We start from the raw sequence: 17,221 nt of genomic DNA, 5'->3' as shown, positions 1-17,221 counted from the left end.
GAGCCGAGCTGAACGTTGTAACCAGCATGGACACCGGCCAGGAAGCCGTCGCCGCTGTCACCAAAATCGCCGCTCTGAACCACGAAGCCGGTCGGGAGAACGATGTCGTTTTCGTTGGCATTCCAGCCATAGCCGACTTGGGCACCGACGTAGAAGCCGGTCCAGGTGAAGAGCGGAGCAGCAGCAATAATCGGAGCCGGAGGAGCGGCGCGCATGGGCAGGTCCGCAGCGGCAGCAGCCCCGGCGAAGCCGAAGAGGGCGACGCTGGCGAGAAGAATCTTCTTCATGGTTTCTCTTTCCTAATCGATGTTATGCCAGCCGGACCCACTTGTTGTCGGTTCAAGCCGGGCACTCCCCATTTATAGAGCGACAACCTCGCGAGGGCTGTGACCTCACAACCACAGCGGCCAAGAACAGCTGTGGCAGGATTGTGGCGTAATGCCCGTATTGTTCCCCTTGTGGCATCGCTGGCCCTACAACGCACAGCTTGGCCTTTTGTTCGACGCCAGAGCAAAAAAATGTCATTTTCTTGGCGAATGCGGATAGCTGACGCTACCTCCTTACGTTTCAAGAGGCCGGACATGAAAAAAGCAGCCCTCGTCACTGGCGGCGCGCAGCGGATCGGGCGCAGAATCGTCGAGCGGCTCGCCGCAGAGGGCTATGCGGTCGCGATCCACTGCCGCCGCTCCACGGACGAGGCGGAGCACATGGCAGCCCAGATCAGGCAGGATGGCGGCAATGCGGCGGTCGTCCAGGCCGATCTGGCCGAAGGCGATGCCGTCGGACGCTTGATCTCGGAGGCGGTGCAGGCGCTGGGTCCTTTGAATCTTCTCGTCAACAATGCCTCCGAATTCGAACCCGACGAGGTGGAGACCCTGTCGCAGGAGCGATGGGACCGGCACTTTGCCGTGAACCTCCGAGCCCCTGCCTTCCTCGCCCGCGACTTCGCCCACCAGCTCCCCCCCGAGGGGCGGGGCTGCATCGTCAACATCGTCGACCAGCGCGTCTGGAAGCCGACGCCGCAATTCTTCTCCTACACGCTCACGAAGGCTGCCCTCTTCACCGCCACCCAGACCATGGCTCAGGCGCTGGCGCCCCGGATCCGCGTCAATGCCATCGGGCCGGGTCCCACCCTGTCGAACGTGCGCCAGGGGGACGAGGCTTTCGCCAAGCAGAGCAGCGCCGTGCTGCTTGGCCATGGCGGAACGCCGGACGAGATCGCCGATGCGGTGCTCTACCTCGTGAAAGCCGGAAGCGTCACGGGTCAGATGATCGCCGTCGATGGCGGCCAGCATCTCGCCTGGGAAACGCCGGACGTGGCCGGCATCAGGGAGTGAGCGCGATAGCCGAGGTCAGGCGGCCGTAATCCGGCTCCTGCCGGTGGGTGGTGCGGCGATAGCTGAAAAAGCGCTCCTCGTCGGAATAGGTGCAGAGCCCCAGGTCCGTGAAGGCCCCGATCCCCGCCGCCTCAAGGCGCGCGCCGATGAAGCCGGGGAGATCGAACATGGCATGTCCCGGCCTCTGCGCCTCCTTGAGGAAGCCTCCGTAACCGGGCGCTTCCCGGGTGAAGCGCTCGATGAAGTCGGGCCCGACCTCGTAGGCCTTCTGGCTGATCGTCGGCCCGAGCACCGCGACGATGCTTTGGCGCTTGGCCCCGAGCCGCTCCATCGCCTCGACGGTGGCTTCGAGAACGCCCGTCACGGCGCCGCGCCAGCCCGCATGGGCTGCTCCGATCACGCGGGCCTGCGCGTCGGCGAACAGAACCGGCCCGCAATCAGCCGTGGTGATGCCGAGAGCCAGGCCCGGCACGGAGGTCACCATGGCATCGGCCTTCGGGCGCTCGGCCATCCACGGACCTTCCACGATCACCGCATCGGGCGAGTGAACCTGATAGACGCTGATGAGGGCCTCCGGCGCGACCGAGAGCGCCTCGGCCATGCGTCGGCGGTTCTCCTGCACCCTAAAAGGATCATCGGAGGAGCCGACGCCGCCGTTGAGCGAGGCATAGATCCCCTCCGAGACGCCGCCTTCCCGTGTGAAGAAGGCATGGCGGATATCCGGCTGGGAGGCGAGGGAGGGGGCTTGGATGAGCATGGCGCAATCTTACGAGGAGGAGGGCGGGGCGGGCAATCCGGGCACGGTTTGGATGGATTCATGGGTCACGGCCAAGACCTTGAACAGCTCTCCCATGCCGGTCGGTCCGCGCTCCGTCAGGCGGGCGAGTGCCCGGTCGATGTCGACGGCCTGAGCCTCGGTGGCGCGCGCGCTCAAGGCCGCTGCACGAGCCTCGATGCCGAGCGCTTGAAGGAAGTCGCCCTGCGCGACGATGCCGTGGATGCGGGAGCCTTGCCTTGCAGCGGCTTGAGCCAGGCGATGGAAGTCTACATGGGTGGTCAGGTCAGCCTCGCCCGGTTCCTCCAAAGGATCGACGGGTTGATGTCCTTTCAGCGCCTGCAACGTGTCGCCGAAGGCCGGGCCCCAATAGCCGTAGTCCAGAATCAGGGCGGCCCCGCCATCGCGGGCGAGCCTGCCGGCGAGCCCGCCCATGAGGTCGAGCGAGGCGGCGGGCCATTCGAGGATGTCGCCTTGGCGCAGGGGATTGCCGAGACCCCCTTCCGGCTCCGGGCGCAGGCCAAAGATCAGACGCTCGCCGTCGATGCCCACCAGTCGCTCGCACCAGCCGCGGTCGGTGGCGAGAAACTGGCGGACCGGGAGGGCATCGAAGAACTCGTTGGCCACGAGCAGGATCGGGCCAGACGGCACATCCTCGATGTGATCGTGCCAGTGAACCGAAAAGCCCGATGCTGCAAGAGCATCCTGCTGGCGCTGCTTCAGGAAAGGACTCGTCTCGACAAGGTGAACGGTGGCAGCCGCCTTGAAGTCGGGCAGGATCCGCGTCGCCCGCAATAAATCGGCCATCAAGGTGCCGCGTCCCGGCCCGAGCTCCACGAGACGGCATGGAGCAGGGCGGCCCATGCCGCTCCAGGCCTCCAGCATCCACAGGCCGATCAGCTCGCCGAACATCTGGCTGATCTCGGGTGCCGTGGTGAAGTCGCCGGCGGCCCCAAGCGGGTCGCGGGTGGCGTAATAATGCGCGAGGCACAGGCTCATGTAGCGCTCGACCGAGAGCGGCCCCTCCAGGGCGATCGTCTGGCGCAAGATTTCCTTCAGCGGCTTCACGCGGTCTTGACCACCTGCTGGGGGCGGGTATGGCCGCGCGCCGCCAGCACGATGGCTCCCGCGCCGACGAGCGCCATGGGGATCGAGAGCAGCATGCCCATGGTGATGCCGCCGCCCAGCGCCTGCACCGAGGAGCCGAAGATGAAGCCGAGCTGCGCATCCGGCTCGCGGAAGAACTCGGCCGAGATACGGGCGAGCGCATAGCCCAGCACGAAGATGCCGCCAAGGAGCCCTGGCCTGCGGAAGCCGAAGCGGCGGGCTGCGAAAGCCATGATGATGAACAGGATTAGGCCCTCTCCCAGCGCTTCGTAGAGCTGGCTGGGATGGCGCGGCACCGGACCCGCATGGGGGAAGACCACCGCATAGGCGAAATCGGGGGCTGGCCTTCCCCACAGCTCGCCGTTGATGAAGTTGGCGATGCGGCCGAAGAACAGGCCGATGGGCGTCACCACGGCGGCCATGTCGAGCATGGCCAGCGGATTGAGGCCGCGTGCGCGGGCAAAGAGCACGATGGCGAGCACCGCGCCCAGGAAGCCCCCGTGGAAGGACATGCCGCCGCGCCAGACCGCGAGGATCTCCAGCGGCTGCGAGAGGTAGGATCCCAGATTGTAGAACAGCACGTAGCCGATGCGTCCGCCCAGTACGACGCCGAGGGCCACCCAGACGATGAGGTCGTCCACATCAACCGGCTTGGGCTGCTTCAGGCCGCCCCAGAGATCGGCTTTTGCAGCTAGGCGCTTGGCATAGAACCAGCCGCCCAGGAGGCCGACCACATAGGCTAGCGCGTACCAGCGGATCGCGATGGGACCGATGGAGATGGCGATCGGGTCGATGAGCGGAAAGGAGAGCGGCATGAGCAGGCCTTGATCGAACGGACTGCCATTGGACCCTTCGGCAGAGGATCGTCAACCCTGTTGCAGTTTAAGGCGAATGCGCCCATGTGTGACGTTCCAGGGCCGATGAGCCCACTGAACGCTGTGGATTGACCATGACCCAATCGTCCAACCGGATCTTCGATGAACTCGCCCGCTTTGCCACCGATGCCGCAGGGGCGGCCCAGGGCGTCCGGCGCGAGGTCGAGAGCGTGGTCCGCAGCCAGTTCGAGCGGCTGATCAAGGACATGGACGTCGCTACCCGCGAGGAGGTCGAGGTTCTGCGGGAGATGGTGATTGCGGCCCGCGAGGAGAACGAGCGGCTCGAGGCCCGGGTGAAGGAACTCGAGGCGAAGTCGACCGCCGGCGGCGCGAGCTCTGCTGCACCCTGATCAGGGTGAAAAGCCGTCCTGCATCCCGCGCGGGGCTCCTGTTGTGGACAGGTGAACCCAGCGCATTGTGACAGAGGCCGAAATCTTAGACTGTCGATCCATGAGCTGATTCGAGATTGCCGGGGCAGGGGCTCCGAATACCGAAGGTATTCCGAGATCTTCTGCCGAGTAGTGCTCGGATTGACGCAATGATGTTGCCGGAATGTGTTTACCATATTCAGACAACTGAGCTTTCAGGATCGACATGTCGCAGATTCATCTTGAAATCGACCGCGCGGAGCATCCTCTCGACGTGGTCGAGCGTCTCGCTGCCCTGCGCCATTGGATCTTCGATCGGGCCGAGGCGGACGAGATGTCCGTCTCCGTCGCCGGACGCTGGGCCGATTACGACATCGCCTTCACTTGGATCGAGGACGTCGAGGCCCTGCACATGGCCTGCGCATTTGACTTGAAGGTGCCGGACCGGCGCCGGCAGGAGGTCGTGCACCTTATTTCCGCCGTCAACGAACAGCTCTGGGTCGGACATTTCGACCTGTGGAGCACAGAGAACGTGGTGATGTTCCGCCATGCCCTCCTGCTTGCCGGCGGAGCCGATCCGACGGACGGGCAGTGCGAGACCATGCTGCGGGTCGCGGTCGAGGCCTGCGAACGCTATTTCCAGGCCTTTCAGTTCGTGATCTGGGCCGGAAAGTCGGCCCGTGAAGCCCTCGACAGCGTCCTGTTCGAAACAGAAGGCGAGGCCTGAACCCGCCTCGACACGGCTGGGCTGACGTGAATAGAGTGCGGCCCTCCGTCTCCATTCCGTCAGGGTAAGCCCATGTCGCCGAACGCCTCCCGTCTTCCCTCGTCGCTCATCCTGGTTGGCGCCGGCAAAATGGGCGGCTCCATGCTGGAGGGCTGGCTCAAGGTCGGCGTGAAACCTCAGGGCGTCACGGTTCTCGACCCGCGTCCGTCCGAGGAAATGATGCAGTTCTGTCAGGAGAAGGGGATTGCCCTCAATCCTGCGGGACCCGCCGCACCCGAGGTGCTGGTGCTCGCCATCAAGCCGCAGATGCTGGACGATGCGGCACCTTCGGTGAACGCTTGCCTCGGGCCGCACACCCTCATCGTGTCGATCCTCGCCGGCAAGACCATCGGTGACCTGCGCTCCAGGCTTTCTGCTTCGGGCGCCATCGTACGCGCCATGCCGAACCTGCCCGCCAGCATCGGCCGTGGCGCGACGGGTGCCGCCGCGAACGATCAGGTAAGCGAGGAGCAGCGCCTCATGGCCGATGCGCTGCTCGCCAGCAACGGCATCGTCGAATGGCTGCCCACCGAAGACCTGATCGACGCCGTCACAGCCGTATCGGGATCGGGGCCGGCCTATGTGTTCCACCTCGTGGAATGTCTCGCCGAGGCAGGCGCCGCCGCAGGGCTCCCGTCGGATCTGGCACAGCGCCTCGCGCGCGCCACCGTGACCGGGGCGGGGGAGCTTCTGTTCCAGAGCGATCTACAGCCCGCGACCCTGCGCCAGAACGTCACTTCGCCCGGCGGCACCACGGCGGCAGCGCTCGAAGTGCTCATGCGTGATCCAGACGGCATGAAGGCGCTCATGCGCGAAGCGGTGGCCGCGGCCAAGCGGCGCGCGGAGGAACTCGCGGGTTGAGCCTTGGGATTGCTTCGGCACGTCCCTAAATTAAGCATCGACGGCATATCTTCAGGAGGTTGATCATGACGGCAGATGTTCCCACAGCTCCCATGGACAAGCGCAAGGCGATTGTCGACGCCCTCATGGATCTCGCCTCCCGGCGCGCCTGGCACGAGATCGAGATCACCGATATCGCCAAGGCGGCGAATGTCTCGCTTGCGGAGTTCCGCGATCTCTTCCCCTCGAAGGGCGCCGTGCTCGGCGGTTTGTCCCGCATGATCGACCGCCAGGTGCTGGAAGGCACCACAGAGGATCTCGCCGGCGAGCCGGCGCGCGAGCGCATCTTCGACGTGCTGATGCGCCGATTCGATGCGATGCAGCCCTACAAGGAAGCGTTGCGCCGGATCTCGCAGGATCTGCAGTACGATCCCGTGTCGCTCGCGGCCCTCAATCAGGTGGCGCTCAACTCCCAGCGCTTCATGCTGGCGGCAGCCGGCATCAACACGGAAGGGCCGCTCGGCACCTTGAAGCTTCAGGGTGCCGTGCTGGTCTATGCCAACACCATGCGCACCTGGCTCGAGGATGACGATCCGGCGCAGGCCAGGACCATGGCCCGCCTCGATCGCGAGTTGCGGCGTGGCGAACGCATTCTGGAAGGCGCCGAGGATCTGCGCCGCCTGAGCGCTCCATTGCGCGCGGTCGGGCGCGCCTTCATGCAGGGACGCCGCCCGTCCCGCTCCGACAAGCGTCGCACCGCAGAGGACAATGGCGAGGCGGAGAATCCCGCAGCGGCGATCTGACAGAGCAGGCGCACATGGATCAGGCGCGTTCAACCACACCGCCAATCACGTTCGACGATTTCCTGAAGGTCGACATCCGCGTCGGCCGCATCGTTGCCGTGGAAGCGTTTCCGCAGGCGCGCAAGCCGGCCTTCAAGCTCACGGTCGATTTCGGGCCTGAAATCGGCATGAAGCGCTCATCGGCGCAGATCACGGTCAACCACACGCCGGAGGATCTCGTCGGGACGCTCGTGCTGGCGGTGGTGAACTTCCCGCCGCGTCAGATCGGACCTTTCCTGTCGGAGGTGCTGACGCTTGGCGTGCCCGATGCCAATGGCGACGTCATGCTGATTCGCCCCGACCGTGATGTGCCGGTGGGCGGGCGGCTTTACTGATCAGGCCGGCAACCGCACCGTCGCGCGCAAGCCCCCGAGCGGGCTGTCGCCGAGCACGATGTCGCCGCCATGGGAGCGTGCGACGTCGCGGGCAATGGCAAGCCCCAGCCCCGAGCCGCCTTCATCCTGATTGCGGGCTTCATCCAGGCGCACGAAGGGCTTGAAGACCTCCTCGCGCATGTCGGCTGGAATGCCCGGCCCGTCGTCATCCACATGCAGCACGAGCCAGCGTGTTTCGTGATTGGCCGTGATATCGATCCGATCACCGTGTCGCGCGGCATTCGACACGAGGTTGAACAGAAGGCGGCGGAACGCATCCGGGCGCACCGTGATCATGGGATCCCCGACGATGGCGAGCTCGGTAACATGGCCCTGCCGCTCCGCATCCGACTGCACCTCTTCGAGCAGCTGCCGCAGATCCGTCTCGACCGCCTGCTCGCCTGCATCGCCGCCTTCGCCGCGAGCAAAGGCGAGATAGCCTTCGAGCATGCGGCTCATCTCGTCCACGTCCCGCTTGAGATCTTCGACCTCGGGCGTCTGATCGAGGAAGACGAGCGACAGCTTGAAGCGCGTGAGAATGGTGCGCAAATCATGGCTTACGCCGTTGAGCATCGTCGTGCGCTGCTCTATGTTGCGCTCGATGCGCCGCTTCATCTCGAGGAAGGCGCGGCCGGCCTGGCGCACCTCGCGCGCCCCGCGCGGACGGAATTCGATCTCACGTCCCTTGCCGAGAGCCTCCGCTGCTTCCGCGAGCCGGAGAATCGGCCTGATCTGGTTGCGCAGGAACAGGATGGCGATGCCGAGCAGCACGAAGGAAGAGCCGCCCATCCAGACCAGGAAGATGTGCGAGTTGGAGGCGTAGGCCTGGCTGCGCCGCGCCAGAACGCGCATCACGTCGTTCTCGTCGAGCTTGATGCGCACTTCCACATAACTCGAGCGTCCGACCGTATCGATCCAGTAGGGGCGGTCCACCTGGCGGCGCAGTTCGTCCGACAGGGTTTCGTCGAGAATCGAGAAGAATGGCTTGGGGCCGGGCGCCGGCAGATCGGTGTTGCGCAGGATGTCGACATCGAGCTGCAGGCGCTCGGAAGCGATGCGCGAGAGGGTCCTGGTGTTCCTGTCCTGCGGATAGCTCTCGTAGATGTCGATGAGCGCCGCGATATCAGCCGTCACTGCCGAGGAGAGGCGGCGCGTCACGAGCTCGTAATGGCGCTCCATGAACACGTAGGCCACGACGGATTGCAGCAGGATGACCGGCGCGATGATGATGATGAGTGCGCGCGCATAGAGACCCTTCGGCAGGAATCGCCCGAACCAGCGCGCGGCATGATCGAGGGGCGAATACTTCAGGGTTGCGCCGATCTTCATCGGTCGATCACGAGCCGGTAGCCGATGCCGCGCACGGTCTGGAGGAAGATCGGATTGGCTGGGTCGGTTTCGATCTTGCGCCGCAGGCGGTTGATCTGGACGTCCACCGTGCGCTCGTTGGCGGCGATCCCGGTGCCGGCCAGGGCCTCGCGGGGCACGTTGTCGCCCGCGTGGCTTCCGAGGATGGTCAGGATCTCGCGCTCGCGCTCGGTGATGCGCACCATCTCGTCACCACGCCGCAATTCGCCTCGGTCGAAGCGGTAGGAGAAGGGGCCGAAATGGATCACGTCCGGCACATCGCCATTGGCTGCGCCCGGCACGGGCGCCGCACGCTTGAGGATGTTGCCGAGCCGCAGGAGCAGCTCGCGCGGCTCGAACGGTTTCGGCAGGTAGTCGTCCGCGCCGATCTCCAGCCCTGTCACCCGGTCCGAGGTATCGGAGCGGGCGGTGAGCATGAGAATCGGCACCTGCGAATGCTCCCGTAAGGAGCGGGCATAATCGAAGCCGGTTTCACCCGGCATCATCACGTCGAGCACGAGGGCATCGAAGACGAAGTTCTCCGCCTTCGCCCGCGCCTCAGCGGCGCTGGCCGCCGCGGTCACCCGGTAGCCGTTTTCGCTGAGGAAACGGGTCAGCAGGTCGCGCAGGCGGCGGTCGTCGTCCACCACGAGGACGTGCGGAGCATGGTCGGGAATGTCGATGCGTGCATCCATCGGGTCTAAAGCATCGGACCCAAAAGTGGATTTGCACTTTTGGGATTCATCCGATGCTTCCTCCATTACTAAGAGCATCGTTCCTGCGGAAAACCGGGTCCACTTTTCCGCACGATGCTTTAATGCTTCAAGGTTACGGACCCTGCTTTATCAGGTTTCCTCGGACCCGAATACGAGATGCTTCACATGGGCGCTGCTGTCCTGATCGATCAGGCTCAGGAGATAGCGGCTGATTAGGTCCTTGGCCTCGGGCTCCATGCTGGACAAGGCGCGCATGATGCGGCGGGTCTGCAGCTTGGCGAGCTTCAGGGCCAGTTCCCGCCCCTGGGCCGTGGCGAAGAGCAGCCGCTGGCGCCGGTCGGCGGTGCCCATCCGGCTCTCGATGAAATCCTTTTCGATCAGCTCCTTCAGGACCCGGTTGAGGCTCTGCTTGGTGATGCGCAGGATATCCAGGAGCTCCGCGATGGTGAGACCCGGATTGCGGCTCACGAAGTGCAGGACCCGGTGATGGGCACGCCCGAAGCCGTACTCGTCCAGGATCCTGTCCGGATCGCTGACGAAGTCGCGGTAGGCAAAGAAGAACAATTCGATCAGATCATAGGCCGGGGTCTCGGCGAGGATATCCTTACCGGGGTGATGAGACTTCAAAGCCGGAATAGCGTCAGGCACCATCCTGATCCTAAATTTTATGTCAGCCTTGTTGACATATCTCAGGACGATTGTTACTCGTCAAGCCGCTTCCGCGAAATGAATGAGATTGAAATCGGCTGGAAGCACGCCGGAAATTACCCGACCCCGGTTGCCACAAGGTCGGCCTTCAAGGAGATGCACGATGTCCGCGACCCCCTTCGATCAACGTGATGGATGGATCTGGTACGACGGACAGTTGGTACCCTGGAAGGATGCTCAGCTTCACGTTCTCTCGCACGGCCTCCATTATGGGTCATCCGTGTTCGAAGGCGAGCGCGCCTATGGGGGCGAGGTCTTCAAGTCGACGGAGCACTCGGAGCGGCTCAGGAAATCGGCCGAGATCCTGGATTTCGAAATTCCCTACACGGCGGCCGAAATCGACGCGGCCAAGCGCCTCGTGCTGGAAAAGAGCGGCATGAAGGATGCCTATCTGCGTCCCGTTGCCTGGCGCGGCTCGGAGATGATGGGCGTGGCCGCGCAGGCCAACAAGATCCATCTCGCCATCGCGGCCTGGGAATGGCCGAGCTATTTCGACCCGGTCCAGAAGATGAAGGGCATCCGCATCGACATGGCGGAATACCGCCGTCCCGATCCGGCGACGGCCCCGTCGGCGGCCAAGGCCGCGGGCCTCTACATGATCTGCACCATCTCCAAGCACAAGGCGGAGCGGAAGGGCTATGCGGACGCGCTCATGCTCGATTGGCAGGGCCGCGTGGCGGAGTGCACGGGCGCCAACGTGTTCTTCATCCGCGACGGCATCGTTCACACGCCGATTGCCGATTGCTTCCTCGACGGCATCACCCGCCGCACGGTGATCGACCTCGCCAAGCGCCGCGGCTTCGAGGTCGCCGAGCGTCGGATCATGCCGGACGAGCTCCCGAGCTTCAACGAGTGCTTCATCACCGGCACGGCGGCCGAAGTGACGCCCGTATCCGAGATCGGCCCGCACAAGTACCAGCCCGGAAACATGACCAAGGTGCTCATGGACGACTACTCGGCCGAGGTGCAGCCCAAGAGCAAGGCGGCTTGAGGCTTTCAGGCTTTCCATGAATTCCAAGTCATGCCCGGCCCAGTGCTGGGCATCGACGTTTCAGGGCGCGCTCAAGACGTCAGGCTCATAGCCTCAGGCACCGGCATTGGTGTGAGCGATCACGCGGATCTCGACGATCGCTCCTTCACGCCTGAGACCAGCGACTTCAACTGCCGTCCAGGCTGGATAGGGCTCGCCTAGGTACTCGAGGCGGATCGCATCGAAGAGATTGAAATGGCCCCGCAGGCCGACATGATAGGTTGTCATCTCGACGATCGATCGAAACGTCAGGCCGCCCGCGCTCAGCACGGATCCGATCTTTTCGAAAGCGTTCCTGATCTGAGTTTCGGGATCGCCCGGCATCTGCCCGTACGCGTCGCTCCCGGTAACTCCGGTCAGAAAAACGTGGTCCCCCGACACAATGGCGGGAGACATTTTCGATTGTTCGGCCGCCATGCGGAATTCAGGCGGAATGATCGCGCGCTTGGCCATCGAAGAATCTCCAGGAGACGAACCGAGCCGCCATTGTGGCCAAGGCAGGCCTCGTGCTCAACATCCTTGGTTCTACTTAAAAATCCTCCGCATCGGGAATGCGGTTGAAGGCGATCTTGGCGCCTGCATAGCCTCCGGGGATCGTCACCCACGGACCCCAGTGCAGGAGGGTCTTTCGGTGGCTGACATTGAGCTGGTCGGCGATCGCCGACAGATATTCCATGCGCCGCTTGAGCCGTGCCTCCGGGGCGTCGTCGAACAGGTCGTCCTCGATGTCGCTGAGCGGCATCAGATCGTGCAGCGCCACATGGATGCTGCGGCAGCGGCGCATCTCCTCCCGCTCGGCGTGGAGGAACAGGCGGCTCAAGGAAGCCAGCAGGGACGGATCATCCCAGGTGGCCCGGAAATGCTCCTCCCCATACCAGCCTGCGCTGTTCCCGTCCGTCAGCCAGACCGCCAATGCCTTGGCCGCAAAGCCTGAACGCCGCATCCGGGCCGAAGCCTTGGCGAGCAGCACGCGGGCGGCCGCATAGGCGCCGTTCAGGGAGCGCCAGTCGGCGGGAAGAACCCGGCCGTGGCCGAACATGCTGCGGCGGGTTTCGGGCCGCTCCACGGTGTAGCCATGCAGCCCCATCCACATCCGTTCCCCCTCGACGCTGCCCCAGAGCCGGCGCAGCTCCTTGGGCTGGAGCCGCCAGAGAGCGGCCATGTCGCCGATTCCGGCGCGGGCAAGCCGCGCCGCATTGCCCCGCGCGATGCCGGGAATATCCGTCAGGTCAAGGGAGAGCAGGGGGCCTGGCAGATTGTCGGGATGGAGCGCCACGAGGCCGTCCGGCTTCTTCATCTCGGCGGCGATCTTGGCCAGCAGGTCGTTTGGCCCCAGGCCGACCGAGCAGGTCAGGGTGGGGCCGATCCGGGCGGCGATCGCATCCTTCACGCGCTGCCCGATCGCGAGGCCTTGAGGCCATTCCGAGGGCATCAGCGCACAGACCATCTCGTCGATGGAGCAGACCGCCTTGACGGGAATGACCGTCTCGATGGCGTTGAGGATCTGCCGGTGCAGATCCACATAGGCCTCGTGCCGCGCCGTCACGAGAACGAGGCCGGGACATTGCCGGCGGGCATCCCGCACGAAGGTGCCGCGCTTGAGCCCTGAAGCCTTCGCCTCCCGGCTGACGGCGATGAGCCCCGTATGCTCCGAATCGACCGGAATGACCCCGACGGGCCGGCCGCGCAGCTGGGGCTGGAGGTGCTGCTCTGCGCTGGCGAAGAAGGAATCGAAGTCGACATAGAGCCGCTCCAGACCCGTCGGTTTTCGCATCGCCGCACGTCCCTCTCATATACATGAACAAATCAAGAACATAGGCTTGGCAGCGAGTCGAGGGCCGAATCTGTGGATAACGGGGATGAGTCTCCGGGAGTAATCCGCCTTTCTCAGAGGAACCAATGCTCTGCAGGGGTGTTCTCGTCATAGAACAAAACTAGAACAATAGGAGTCCTGCATGTCTTCGCACGGCAAAGTGAATCCCGGTGCTTCCGTCAACCGTAAGCCTGCCGCAGAGGCAGTTAATCCGAAGACCAACCCTGATCCCTCAGACAACCAGATCAAGGATCCGGACGAGTGGGTCTCGGGCGACGAACCCATGACCGGCGCTCAGGCGTCCTACCTCAAGACCCTGTCCGAACAGGCGCACGATCCCAAGGCCTTCGATCCCAAGCTCGACAAGGCCGAGGCATCGAAGCGGATTGACCAGTTGAAGCAGAAGCAGGGTCATTGAGGCATCGAAGCTCACACGTCATGGCCGTCCCCGGACTTGATCCGGGGATCAGTCCCGGCCATCCCGATGCTGTGAAGCACGGCGCTTCAAGCAATCGAGATCACCGGCACAAGGCCGGTGATGACGAAGGCGGCGGAGGGTGTTCAAGCCTTGACCGAAATCGAAAGCGCGACCCTTCCGCAACCCCTCGGGCATCCCCACATTATCCTATGGGAGCGTCATGCTTCGAAGGGATGAAACATAAGACGATGATGAATTTAGCTTCTCGCCGCAGCCGGGTCATGATCGCCCTGGCGGCCGCTCTGGTCTTCGCCGGAAGTGCGGCTGAGGCCCGCGTCGGGCGGGGAGGGGGCAGCTTCGGCTCGCGCGGCTCGCGCACCTACACGCCTCCGCCGGCCACGAGAACGGCCCCGGATGCCGCAGCCCCGATCCAGCGCTCGCAGGTCCCGAACCAAGGTCCGAACGTGACCCGTCCGGGCACTCCGGCCCCGAACGTTGCGCAGCCGCGCCGCTTCGGCTTCGGCACGGGTCTCATGGCCGGCCTGTTCGGCGCCGGCCTGCTCGGCATGCTGATGGGCAACGGCTTCTTCGGAGGCCTCGGCGGTCTCGCCTCGATCTTCGGCCTCCTGCTCCAGATCGGCCTCGTCGTCCTGCTGGTCTCCTTCGCCATGAAGTGGTTCCGCAGGCGCCAGCAGCCGGCCTATGCAGGGTCGGCCCAGGAGCAGGGCTATGCCCGCTCCATGGGCGGCAGCGTTCCTCCAACGGCGGGCGGAGGACGTCCCATGAGCGGCGGTCTCGGTGGCTTGGGCGGCCTTGCCGGCGGCCTGGGTGGAGCGCTGGGCGGCATGTCCAGAGGAACTCAGCCCCAGGGCGGACAGGGTCGTCCCGGCGTGCGGGATGAGATCGGCATCGGCGAGCGCGACTACGCGGAGTTCGAGCGTGGCCTCGTCGAGATGCAGGATGCCTATTCCCGCGAGGACGTCGCCAAGCTCTGGACGCTCGCAACCCCTGAGATGGCTGGCTACATCCAGGAGGAGTTGAACGACAACACGGCCCGCGGCGTCGTGAACAAGCTCTCCAATGTGCGCCTCAACCAGGGCGATCTGTCGGAGGCCTGGCGCGAGGGCGCGACGGACTACGCCACCGTCGCCATGCGCTTCGGCATCACCGACGTCATGGTCGACCGCGCCACCGGGCGCGTCGTGGAGGGCGATTCGAACAAGGTCGAAGAGGCGACCGAGCTCTGGACCTTCCGGCGCGAGCAGGGCGGCCCCTGGAAGATTTCGGCGATCCAGCAGGCCTGACGTCGATCCCCTCTACGAATACGAAAGCGGCCGGTTAAAAACCGGCCGCTTTTTTGTTTGCACGAAAGAGTGGGCGATTACTCTGCCGCTTGGCGGCGGCCCGCATGAGAGCCCTCGCGCACCTCTTCGATGATCTTGTTCACGAAGGCATCGAGATCGCCGGGATTGCGGCTGGTGATGAGGCCGTGATCGGTCACGACCGTCTCGTCGCGCCATTGCCCGCCGGCATTGATCACGTCCGTCTTGATCGAGTGATAGGACGTGCACTTCTTGCCCTTGATGATGCCCGCCTCGATGAGAAGCCAGGGGGCGTGGCAGATCGCAGCTATGGTCTTGCCCGAGGAGTAGAAGGCGCGGATGATCTCGATGGCCTTCGGCTCGGCGCGCAGCTTGTCGGGGTTGATCTGTCCGCCAGGCAGCACGAGCGCGTCGTACTCGGCCGGGTTCACATCCTCGATGTCCTTGTCGACCGATACGATCTTGCCCCAGTCCTTCTCGTCCCAGCCGTAGATCTTGCCGGATTTCATGCGCGACTTCGGCGCCGCGACCTCGACCGTCGCACCCGCATCCGAGAGTTTCTCCTGCGGCACCATGAGCTCAGACTGCTCGAAGCCATCGGTCGCCATGATGAGGATCCTGGCCTGCTTGATGTCAGGCATGATGCTTCTCCATTGTTTATGGGAACTGCCTGGGAACGGGTGAAGCGGGGAGCGGTTCCCCGTGAGGAACACGAGCGGAACCCTGCTCACGCGGATTTGTTGACCCAAACACGGCTTCTGCAAAGCGAGGAAGAAACGATGGTCAATCCGGGAACGCCCACGAACGAGCCGACGCCCGGTGGCAACATCCCGAGCGAGGTGCCGCCAGGAACCATTCCTGACGAAGAGCCCGATATCGGTCCAACCGGACCGCGCACGCCTTACCCGGTCACCGATCCGGGGATCAACGATCCGAAAGGGCCAGGCTCCGAGCCCGATTACCTGCCCGGCAACCCGACGGATCCCGGCACGCGTTATTGAGTGGAGACGACGATCATGATGAGCGGGCCTTCATGAGCCCGCTCAGATTTCGAGAATGGCGTAAGGCTTGCCGTTCGGCTTCTCGATGTGCTTGGCTACATTGTAGACCGGCTGCCCGCCGGGCGTGCGGCCTTCGAAGCGGCCGCGATGCGCATGTCCGTGCACGATGGCATTGACCTTGAAGCGGTCGATCGTCTCCGCCAGACGGGATGAGCCCAGAAACGGATAGATTTCCAGCGGCTCGCTCTCGATCGTATCGGTGACCGGCGCGTAGTGGAGGATGACCATGGAGCGCTTTGCGCGCACATGGCGCATGGCGTTCTCGAGCCGCAGCGTCTCGTTCATGGTCTCGCTGACAAACTGCTTCATGGCCGGCTCGCCGAAATAGCCCAGCATGCGACGCCCGAAGCCGCCGGCAAATCCCTTCACGCCGACGAAGCCAACGCCGTCGATCTCGACGGATTGGCCATCGAGCAGCTTCATGCCGGCATCGCGCAGGATCTGCGCCACCTCTTCGTGTGCGCCGCATTCGTAGTCGTGGTTCCCGAGCACGCCGACGACGGGGATCGAGCAGGCCTTCAGGTCCTGCGCGAGCAACTCCGCCTCCTTCGGCTTGCCGAGATCCGTCAGGTCTCCGGCTAGCACGAGAACGTCCGCCTCGCGGGAAATCTCCCCGAACAGCTCACGGTAGGATTCGGCATTGTCCTCACGAACGTGAAGGTCGCCCATGGCAGCGACCTTCAGCGGTGTCTGTACGTCACTCATTCCGCCATTCACCTTCGCCGCCCACATCGGCGAAGCCCCATTCCTTGACGTCGATCTCGTAATCGACACGGGAGAACATCCGGCCGCGGCAGACCTTCATCTGGGGCGGAGGAAGATCGCGTTGTTTGGAGAGCCTGTCGAGAAGCTCGTCCATCACCCAGCCCGGGACCTTGTCGCGTTCGGACGGATAGATCCAGCGGAAGTTGAGCAGGTGCATGAGCAGCACCTCCCAATGCACTTCCATATAGGCAAGAAGGCCATGCCAATCGATCTGGTCGTGGGCTTTCAGGATCGTGTGCGCCACGTCGGCGCCGTCATAGCGGTGGCGCAGCTGGATAAAGCACTTCGACCAGACGAGCTCGGTCGGGCCTACGATGCGCACGGGAATGCCGAACACCTCGATCTGGCGGGCATGCTCGAACCACGGATCGCCGATCGGCATGGTGCCGTTCGACGAGGCGAAGATCACGTCGAAGAAGTACTGGCCCTTGAAGACCTTGCCGAGCCAGCGGTCATCCTCGATCTCGATGGAGTAGCCGAGGCTCTTGAAGTGCGAGAGAACGCGCGTGTAGTCGCCCGCCTTGCAGAAGATGTCGAGATCCTTCGTCGGGCGGGTGATGCCGGTATAGGCCGAGAGCGCATAGGTGCCGGCGAGGAGGAAAGGCAGCCCAAGAGAATTCAGCTCCCGAAGAGCCTCTGCATAGAAGGCCTCGGATTCAGGGTATTTCAGGGTCGGCTCCGCCTTGGCGTCCATAATGGGGACGGACGGATATGCGCCGGAGGTGAGATCTGGGTCGTGAACTGCCATGGGCCCTGT

The 17,221-nt window shown here is 64.1% G+C and carries 21 protein-coding genes and 1 pseudogene; 10 read left to right on the top strand and 12 right to left on the bottom strand.

Annotation, left to right across the window (positions count from 1 at the left end):
* A pseudogene (locus AC0QTX_RS06255) lies at window positions 1–287 on the bottom strand (outer membrane protein); the annotation flags it as partial.
* Between the two features lie 294 nt (window positions 288–581).
* Between AC0QTX_RS06255 and AC0QTX_RS06250 the strand changes: the two are divergent.
* A complete protein-coding gene (locus tag AC0QTX_RS06250; protein ID WP_474602963.1) occupies window positions 582–1,337 on the top strand; it encodes an SDR family oxidoreductase in 756 nt (251 codons plus the stop codon).
* On the opposite strand, the gene pgeF is transcribed toward AC0QTX_RS06250, so the two are convergent.
* The 3 genes from pgeF to lgt are packed head-to-tail and all read right to left on the bottom strand — an operon-like array spanning window position 1,327 to window position 4,034.
* Entirely contained in the window at window positions 1,327–2,094 is a 768-nt protein-coding gene (gene pgeF, locus AC0QTX_RS06245; RefSeq protein WP_474602962.1) for a peptidoglycan editing factor PgeF, read from the bottom strand. The two genes, AC0QTX_RS06250 and pgeF, sit on opposite strands and share 11 nt — an antisense overlap.
* A gap of 9 nt (window positions 2,095–2,103) precedes the next feature.
* A complete protein-coding gene (locus AC0QTX_RS06240) occupies window positions 2,104–3,180 on the bottom strand; it encodes a class I SAM-dependent methyltransferase (protein WP_474602961.1) in 1,077 nt (358 codons plus the stop codon).
* Window positions 3,177–4,034, bottom strand: coding sequence for a prolipoprotein diacylglyceryl transferase (lgt, locus tag AC0QTX_RS06235; RefSeq protein WP_474602960.1), 858 nt, complete (start codon window positions 4,032–4,034; stop codon window positions 3,177–3,179). The genes AC0QTX_RS06240 and lgt overlap by 4 nt, the downstream gene beginning before the upstream one ends.
* A 134-nt stretch (window positions 4,035–4,168) precedes the next feature.
* Between lgt and AC0QTX_RS06230 the strand changes: the two genes are divergently transcribed.
* From AC0QTX_RS06230 to AC0QTX_RS06210, 5 genes are all read left to right on the top strand, one after another.
* Window positions 4,169–4,444 carry an accessory factor UbiK family protein gene (locus AC0QTX_RS06230; protein ID WP_474602959.1) on the top strand — a complete coding sequence of 92 codons (276 nt, stop codon included), beginning with the start codon at window positions 4,169–4,171 and terminating at the stop codon, window positions 4,442–4,444.
* A gap of 244 nt (window positions 4,445–4,688) precedes the next feature.
* Window positions 4,689–5,189, top strand: a complete 501-nt coding sequence (locus AC0QTX_RS06225; protein ID WP_474602958.1) for a type III secretion system chaperone family protein — start codon at window positions 4,689–4,691, stop codon at window positions 5,187–5,189.
* Between the two features lie 72 nt (window positions 5,190–5,261).
* Window positions 5,262–6,089: a pyrroline-5-carboxylate reductase gene (proC, locus tag AC0QTX_RS06220; protein WP_474602957.1), complete on the top strand. Its 828-nt coding sequence runs from the start codon at window positions 5,262–5,264 to the stop codon at window positions 6,087–6,089.
* Between the two features lie 65 nt (window positions 6,090–6,154).
* On the top strand, window positions 6,155–6,871 hold the full coding sequence (locus AC0QTX_RS06215; protein WP_474602956.1) for a TetR/AcrR family transcriptional regulator: 717 nt from the start codon (window positions 6,155–6,157) through the stop codon (window positions 6,869–6,871).
* A 14-nt stretch (window positions 6,872–6,885) separates the two neighbouring features.
* The gene (locus tag AC0QTX_RS06210) at window positions 6,886–7,245 is read left to right on the top strand and encodes a tRNA-binding protein (RefSeq protein WP_474602955.1); all 360 of its coding nucleotides are present in this window, start codon (window positions 6,886–6,888) and stop codon (window positions 7,243–7,245) included.
* Here AC0QTX_RS06210 and AC0QTX_RS06205 read toward each other — a convergent pair whose 3' ends face one another.
* From AC0QTX_RS06205 to AC0QTX_RS06195, 3 genes are all read right to left on the bottom strand, one after another.
* The gene (locus tag AC0QTX_RS06205) at window positions 7,246–8,613 is read right to left on the bottom strand and encodes an ATP-binding protein (protein WP_474602954.1); all 1,368 of its coding nucleotides are present in this window, start codon (window positions 8,611–8,613) and stop codon (window positions 7,246–7,248) included.
* Window positions 8,610–9,326 (bottom strand): response regulator, encoded by a 717-nt coding sequence (locus AC0QTX_RS06200; RefSeq protein ID WP_474602953.1) that lies wholly within the window; start codon window positions 9,324–9,326, stop codon window positions 8,610–8,612. Before AC0QTX_RS06200 ends, AC0QTX_RS06205 begins: the two co-directional genes overlap by 4 nt.
* A gap of 150 nt (window positions 9,327–9,476) precedes the next feature.
* Window positions 9,477–9,998 (bottom strand): MarR family winged helix-turn-helix transcriptional regulator, encoded by a 522-nt coding sequence (locus AC0QTX_RS06195; protein WP_474602952.1) that lies wholly within the window; start codon window positions 9,996–9,998, stop codon window positions 9,477–9,479.
* Window positions 9,999–10,158: 160 nt separating this feature from the next.
* Between AC0QTX_RS06195 and AC0QTX_RS06190 the strand changes: the two genes are divergently transcribed.
* Window positions 10,159–11,046 (top strand): branched-chain amino acid aminotransferase, encoded by an 888-nt coding sequence (locus AC0QTX_RS06190; protein WP_474602951.1) that lies wholly within the window; start codon window positions 10,159–10,161, stop codon window positions 11,044–11,046.
* 93 nt (window positions 11,047–11,139) lie between these two features.
* On the opposite strand, the gene AC0QTX_RS06185 is transcribed toward AC0QTX_RS06190, so the two are convergent.
* Window positions 11,140–11,538, bottom strand: coding sequence for a RidA family protein (locus AC0QTX_RS06185; protein WP_474602950.1), 399 nt, complete (start codon window positions 11,536–11,538; stop codon window positions 11,140–11,142).
* A gap of 76 nt (window positions 11,539–11,614) precedes the next feature.
* On the bottom strand, window positions 11,615–12,859 hold the full coding sequence (locus tag AC0QTX_RS06180; RefSeq protein WP_474602949.1) for a Y-family DNA polymerase: 1,245 nt from the start codon (window positions 12,857–12,859) through the stop codon (window positions 11,615–11,617).
* A 181-nt stretch (window positions 12,860–13,040) separates the two neighbouring features.
* Here AC0QTX_RS06180 and AC0QTX_RS06175 point away from each other — a divergent pair, with 181 nt between their 5' ends.
* Together AC0QTX_RS06175 and AC0QTX_RS06170 are read left to right on the top strand one after the other, a co-directional pair.
* A complete protein-coding gene (locus AC0QTX_RS06175) occupies window positions 13,041–13,316 on the top strand; it encodes a DUF3072 domain-containing protein (RefSeq protein ID WP_474602948.1) in 276 nt (91 codons plus the stop codon).
* Between the two features lie 248 nt (window positions 13,317–13,564).
* Window positions 13,565–14,620, top strand: a complete 1,056-nt coding sequence (locus AC0QTX_RS06170) for a Tim44 domain-containing protein (RefSeq protein ID WP_474602947.1) — start codon at window positions 13,565–13,567, stop codon at window positions 14,618–14,620.
* Between the two features lie 77 nt (window positions 14,621–14,697).
* Here the strand turns inward: AC0QTX_RS06170 and AC0QTX_RS06165 are convergent, their stop codons facing one another.
* The gene (locus AC0QTX_RS06165; RefSeq protein ID WP_474602946.1) at window positions 14,698–15,279 is read right to left on the bottom strand and encodes a type 1 glutamine amidotransferase domain-containing protein; all 582 of its coding nucleotides are present in this window, start codon (window positions 15,277–15,279) and stop codon (window positions 14,698–14,700) included.
* A 138-nt stretch (window positions 15,280–15,417) separates the two neighbouring features.
* Here AC0QTX_RS06165 and AC0QTX_RS06160 point away from each other — a divergent pair, with 138 nt between their 5' ends.
* Entirely contained in the window at window positions 15,418–15,639 is a 222-nt protein-coding gene (locus AC0QTX_RS06160; protein ID WP_474602945.1) for a hypothetical protein, read from the top strand.
* A 42-nt stretch (window positions 15,640–15,681) separates the two neighbouring features.
* Here AC0QTX_RS06160 and AC0QTX_RS06155 read toward each other — a convergent pair whose 3' ends face one another.
* A complete protein-coding gene (locus AC0QTX_RS06155) occupies window positions 15,682–16,404 on the bottom strand; it encodes a metallophosphoesterase family protein (RefSeq protein ID WP_474602944.1) in 723 nt (240 codons plus the stop codon).
* A complete protein-coding gene (locus AC0QTX_RS06150) occupies window positions 16,397–17,212 on the bottom strand; it encodes a nucleotidyltransferase family protein (protein WP_474602943.1) in 816 nt (271 codons plus the stop codon). Before AC0QTX_RS06150 ends, AC0QTX_RS06155 begins: the two co-directional genes overlap by 8 nt.
* Between the last annotated feature and the right edge of the window lie 9 nt (window positions 17,213–17,221).

This window comes from Microvirga sp. jy35, assembly GCF_056148915.1.
The sequence above is the reverse complement of the archived record's forward strand: the minus strand, read 5'-3'. Positions and strand labels throughout refer to the sequence as shown.

What these genes read in the sequence shown, in the direction of transcription:
- AC0QTX_RS06250 (WP_474602963.1), top strand. Translation starts at nt 582, where the DNA reads ATGAAAAAAGCAGCCCTCGTCACTGGCGGCGCGCAGCGGATCGGGCGC.
- pgeF (WP_474602962.1), bottom strand. Translation starts at nt 2,094, where the DNA reads ATGCTCATCCAAGCCCCCTCCCTCGCCTCCCAGCCGGATATCCGCCAT.
- lgt (WP_474602960.1), bottom strand. Translation starts at nt 4,034, where the DNA reads ATGCCGCTCTCCTTTCCGCTCATCGACCCGATCGCCATCTCCATCGGT.
- AC0QTX_RS06230 (WP_474602959.1), top strand. Translation starts at nt 4,169, where the DNA reads ATGACCCAATCGTCCAACCGGATCTTCGATGAACTCGCCCGCTTTGCC.
- AC0QTX_RS06225 (WP_474602958.1), top strand. Translation starts at nt 4,689, where the DNA reads ATGTCGCAGATTCATCTTGAAATCGACCGCGCGGAGCATCCTCTCGAC.
- proC (WP_474602957.1), top strand. Translation starts at nt 5,262, where the DNA reads ATGTCGCCGAACGCCTCCCGTCTTCCCTCGTCGCTCATCCTGGTTGGC.
- AC0QTX_RS06215 (WP_474602956.1), top strand. Translation starts at nt 6,155, where the DNA reads ATGACGGCAGATGTTCCCACAGCTCCCATGGACAAGCGCAAGGCGATT.
- AC0QTX_RS06210 (WP_474602955.1), top strand. Translation starts at nt 6,886, where the DNA reads ATGGATCAGGCGCGTTCAACCACACCGCCAATCACGTTCGACGATTTC.
- AC0QTX_RS06205 (WP_474602954.1), bottom strand. Translation starts at nt 8,613, where the DNA reads ATGAAGATCGGCGCAACCCTGAAGTATTCGCCCCTCGATCATGCCGCG.
- AC0QTX_RS06200 (WP_474602953.1), bottom strand. Translation starts at nt 9,326, where the DNA reads ATGGATGCACGCATCGACATTCCCGACCATGCTCCGCACGTCCTCGTG.
- AC0QTX_RS06195 (WP_474602952.1), bottom strand. Translation starts at nt 9,998, where the DNA reads ATGGTGCCTGACGCTATTCCGGCTTTGAAGTCTCATCACCCCGGTAAG.
- AC0QTX_RS06190 (WP_474602951.1), top strand. Translation starts at nt 10,159, where the DNA reads ATGTCCGCGACCCCCTTCGATCAACGTGATGGATGGATCTGGTACGAC.
- AC0QTX_RS06185 (WP_474602950.1), bottom strand. Translation starts at nt 11,538, where the DNA reads ATGGCCAAGCGCGCGATCATTCCGCCTGAATTCCGCATGGCGGCCGAA.
- AC0QTX_RS06180 (WP_474602949.1), bottom strand. Translation starts at nt 12,859, where the DNA reads ATGCGAAAACCGACGGGTCTGGAGCGGCTCTATGTCGACTTCGATTCC.
- AC0QTX_RS06175 (WP_474602948.1), top strand. Translation starts at nt 13,041, where the DNA reads ATGTCTTCGCACGGCAAAGTGAATCCCGGTGCTTCCGTCAACCGTAAG.
- AC0QTX_RS06170 (WP_474602947.1), top strand. Translation starts at nt 13,565, where the DNA reads ATGATGAATTTAGCTTCTCGCCGCAGCCGGGTCATGATCGCCCTGGCG.
- AC0QTX_RS06165 (WP_474602946.1), bottom strand. Translation starts at nt 15,279, where the DNA reads ATGCCTGACATCAAGCAGGCCAGGATCCTCATCATGGCGACCGATGGC.
- AC0QTX_RS06160 (WP_474602945.1), top strand. Translation starts at nt 15,418, where the DNA reads ATGGTCAATCCGGGAACGCCCACGAACGAGCCGACGCCCGGTGGCAAC.
- AC0QTX_RS06155 (WP_474602944.1), bottom strand. Translation starts at nt 16,404, where the DNA reads ATGAGTGACGTACAGACACCGCTGAAGGTCGCTGCCATGGGCGACCTT.
- AC0QTX_RS06150 (WP_474602943.1), bottom strand. Translation starts at nt 17,212, where the DNA reads ATGGCAGTTCACGACCCAGATCTCACCTCCGGCGCATATCCGTCCGTC.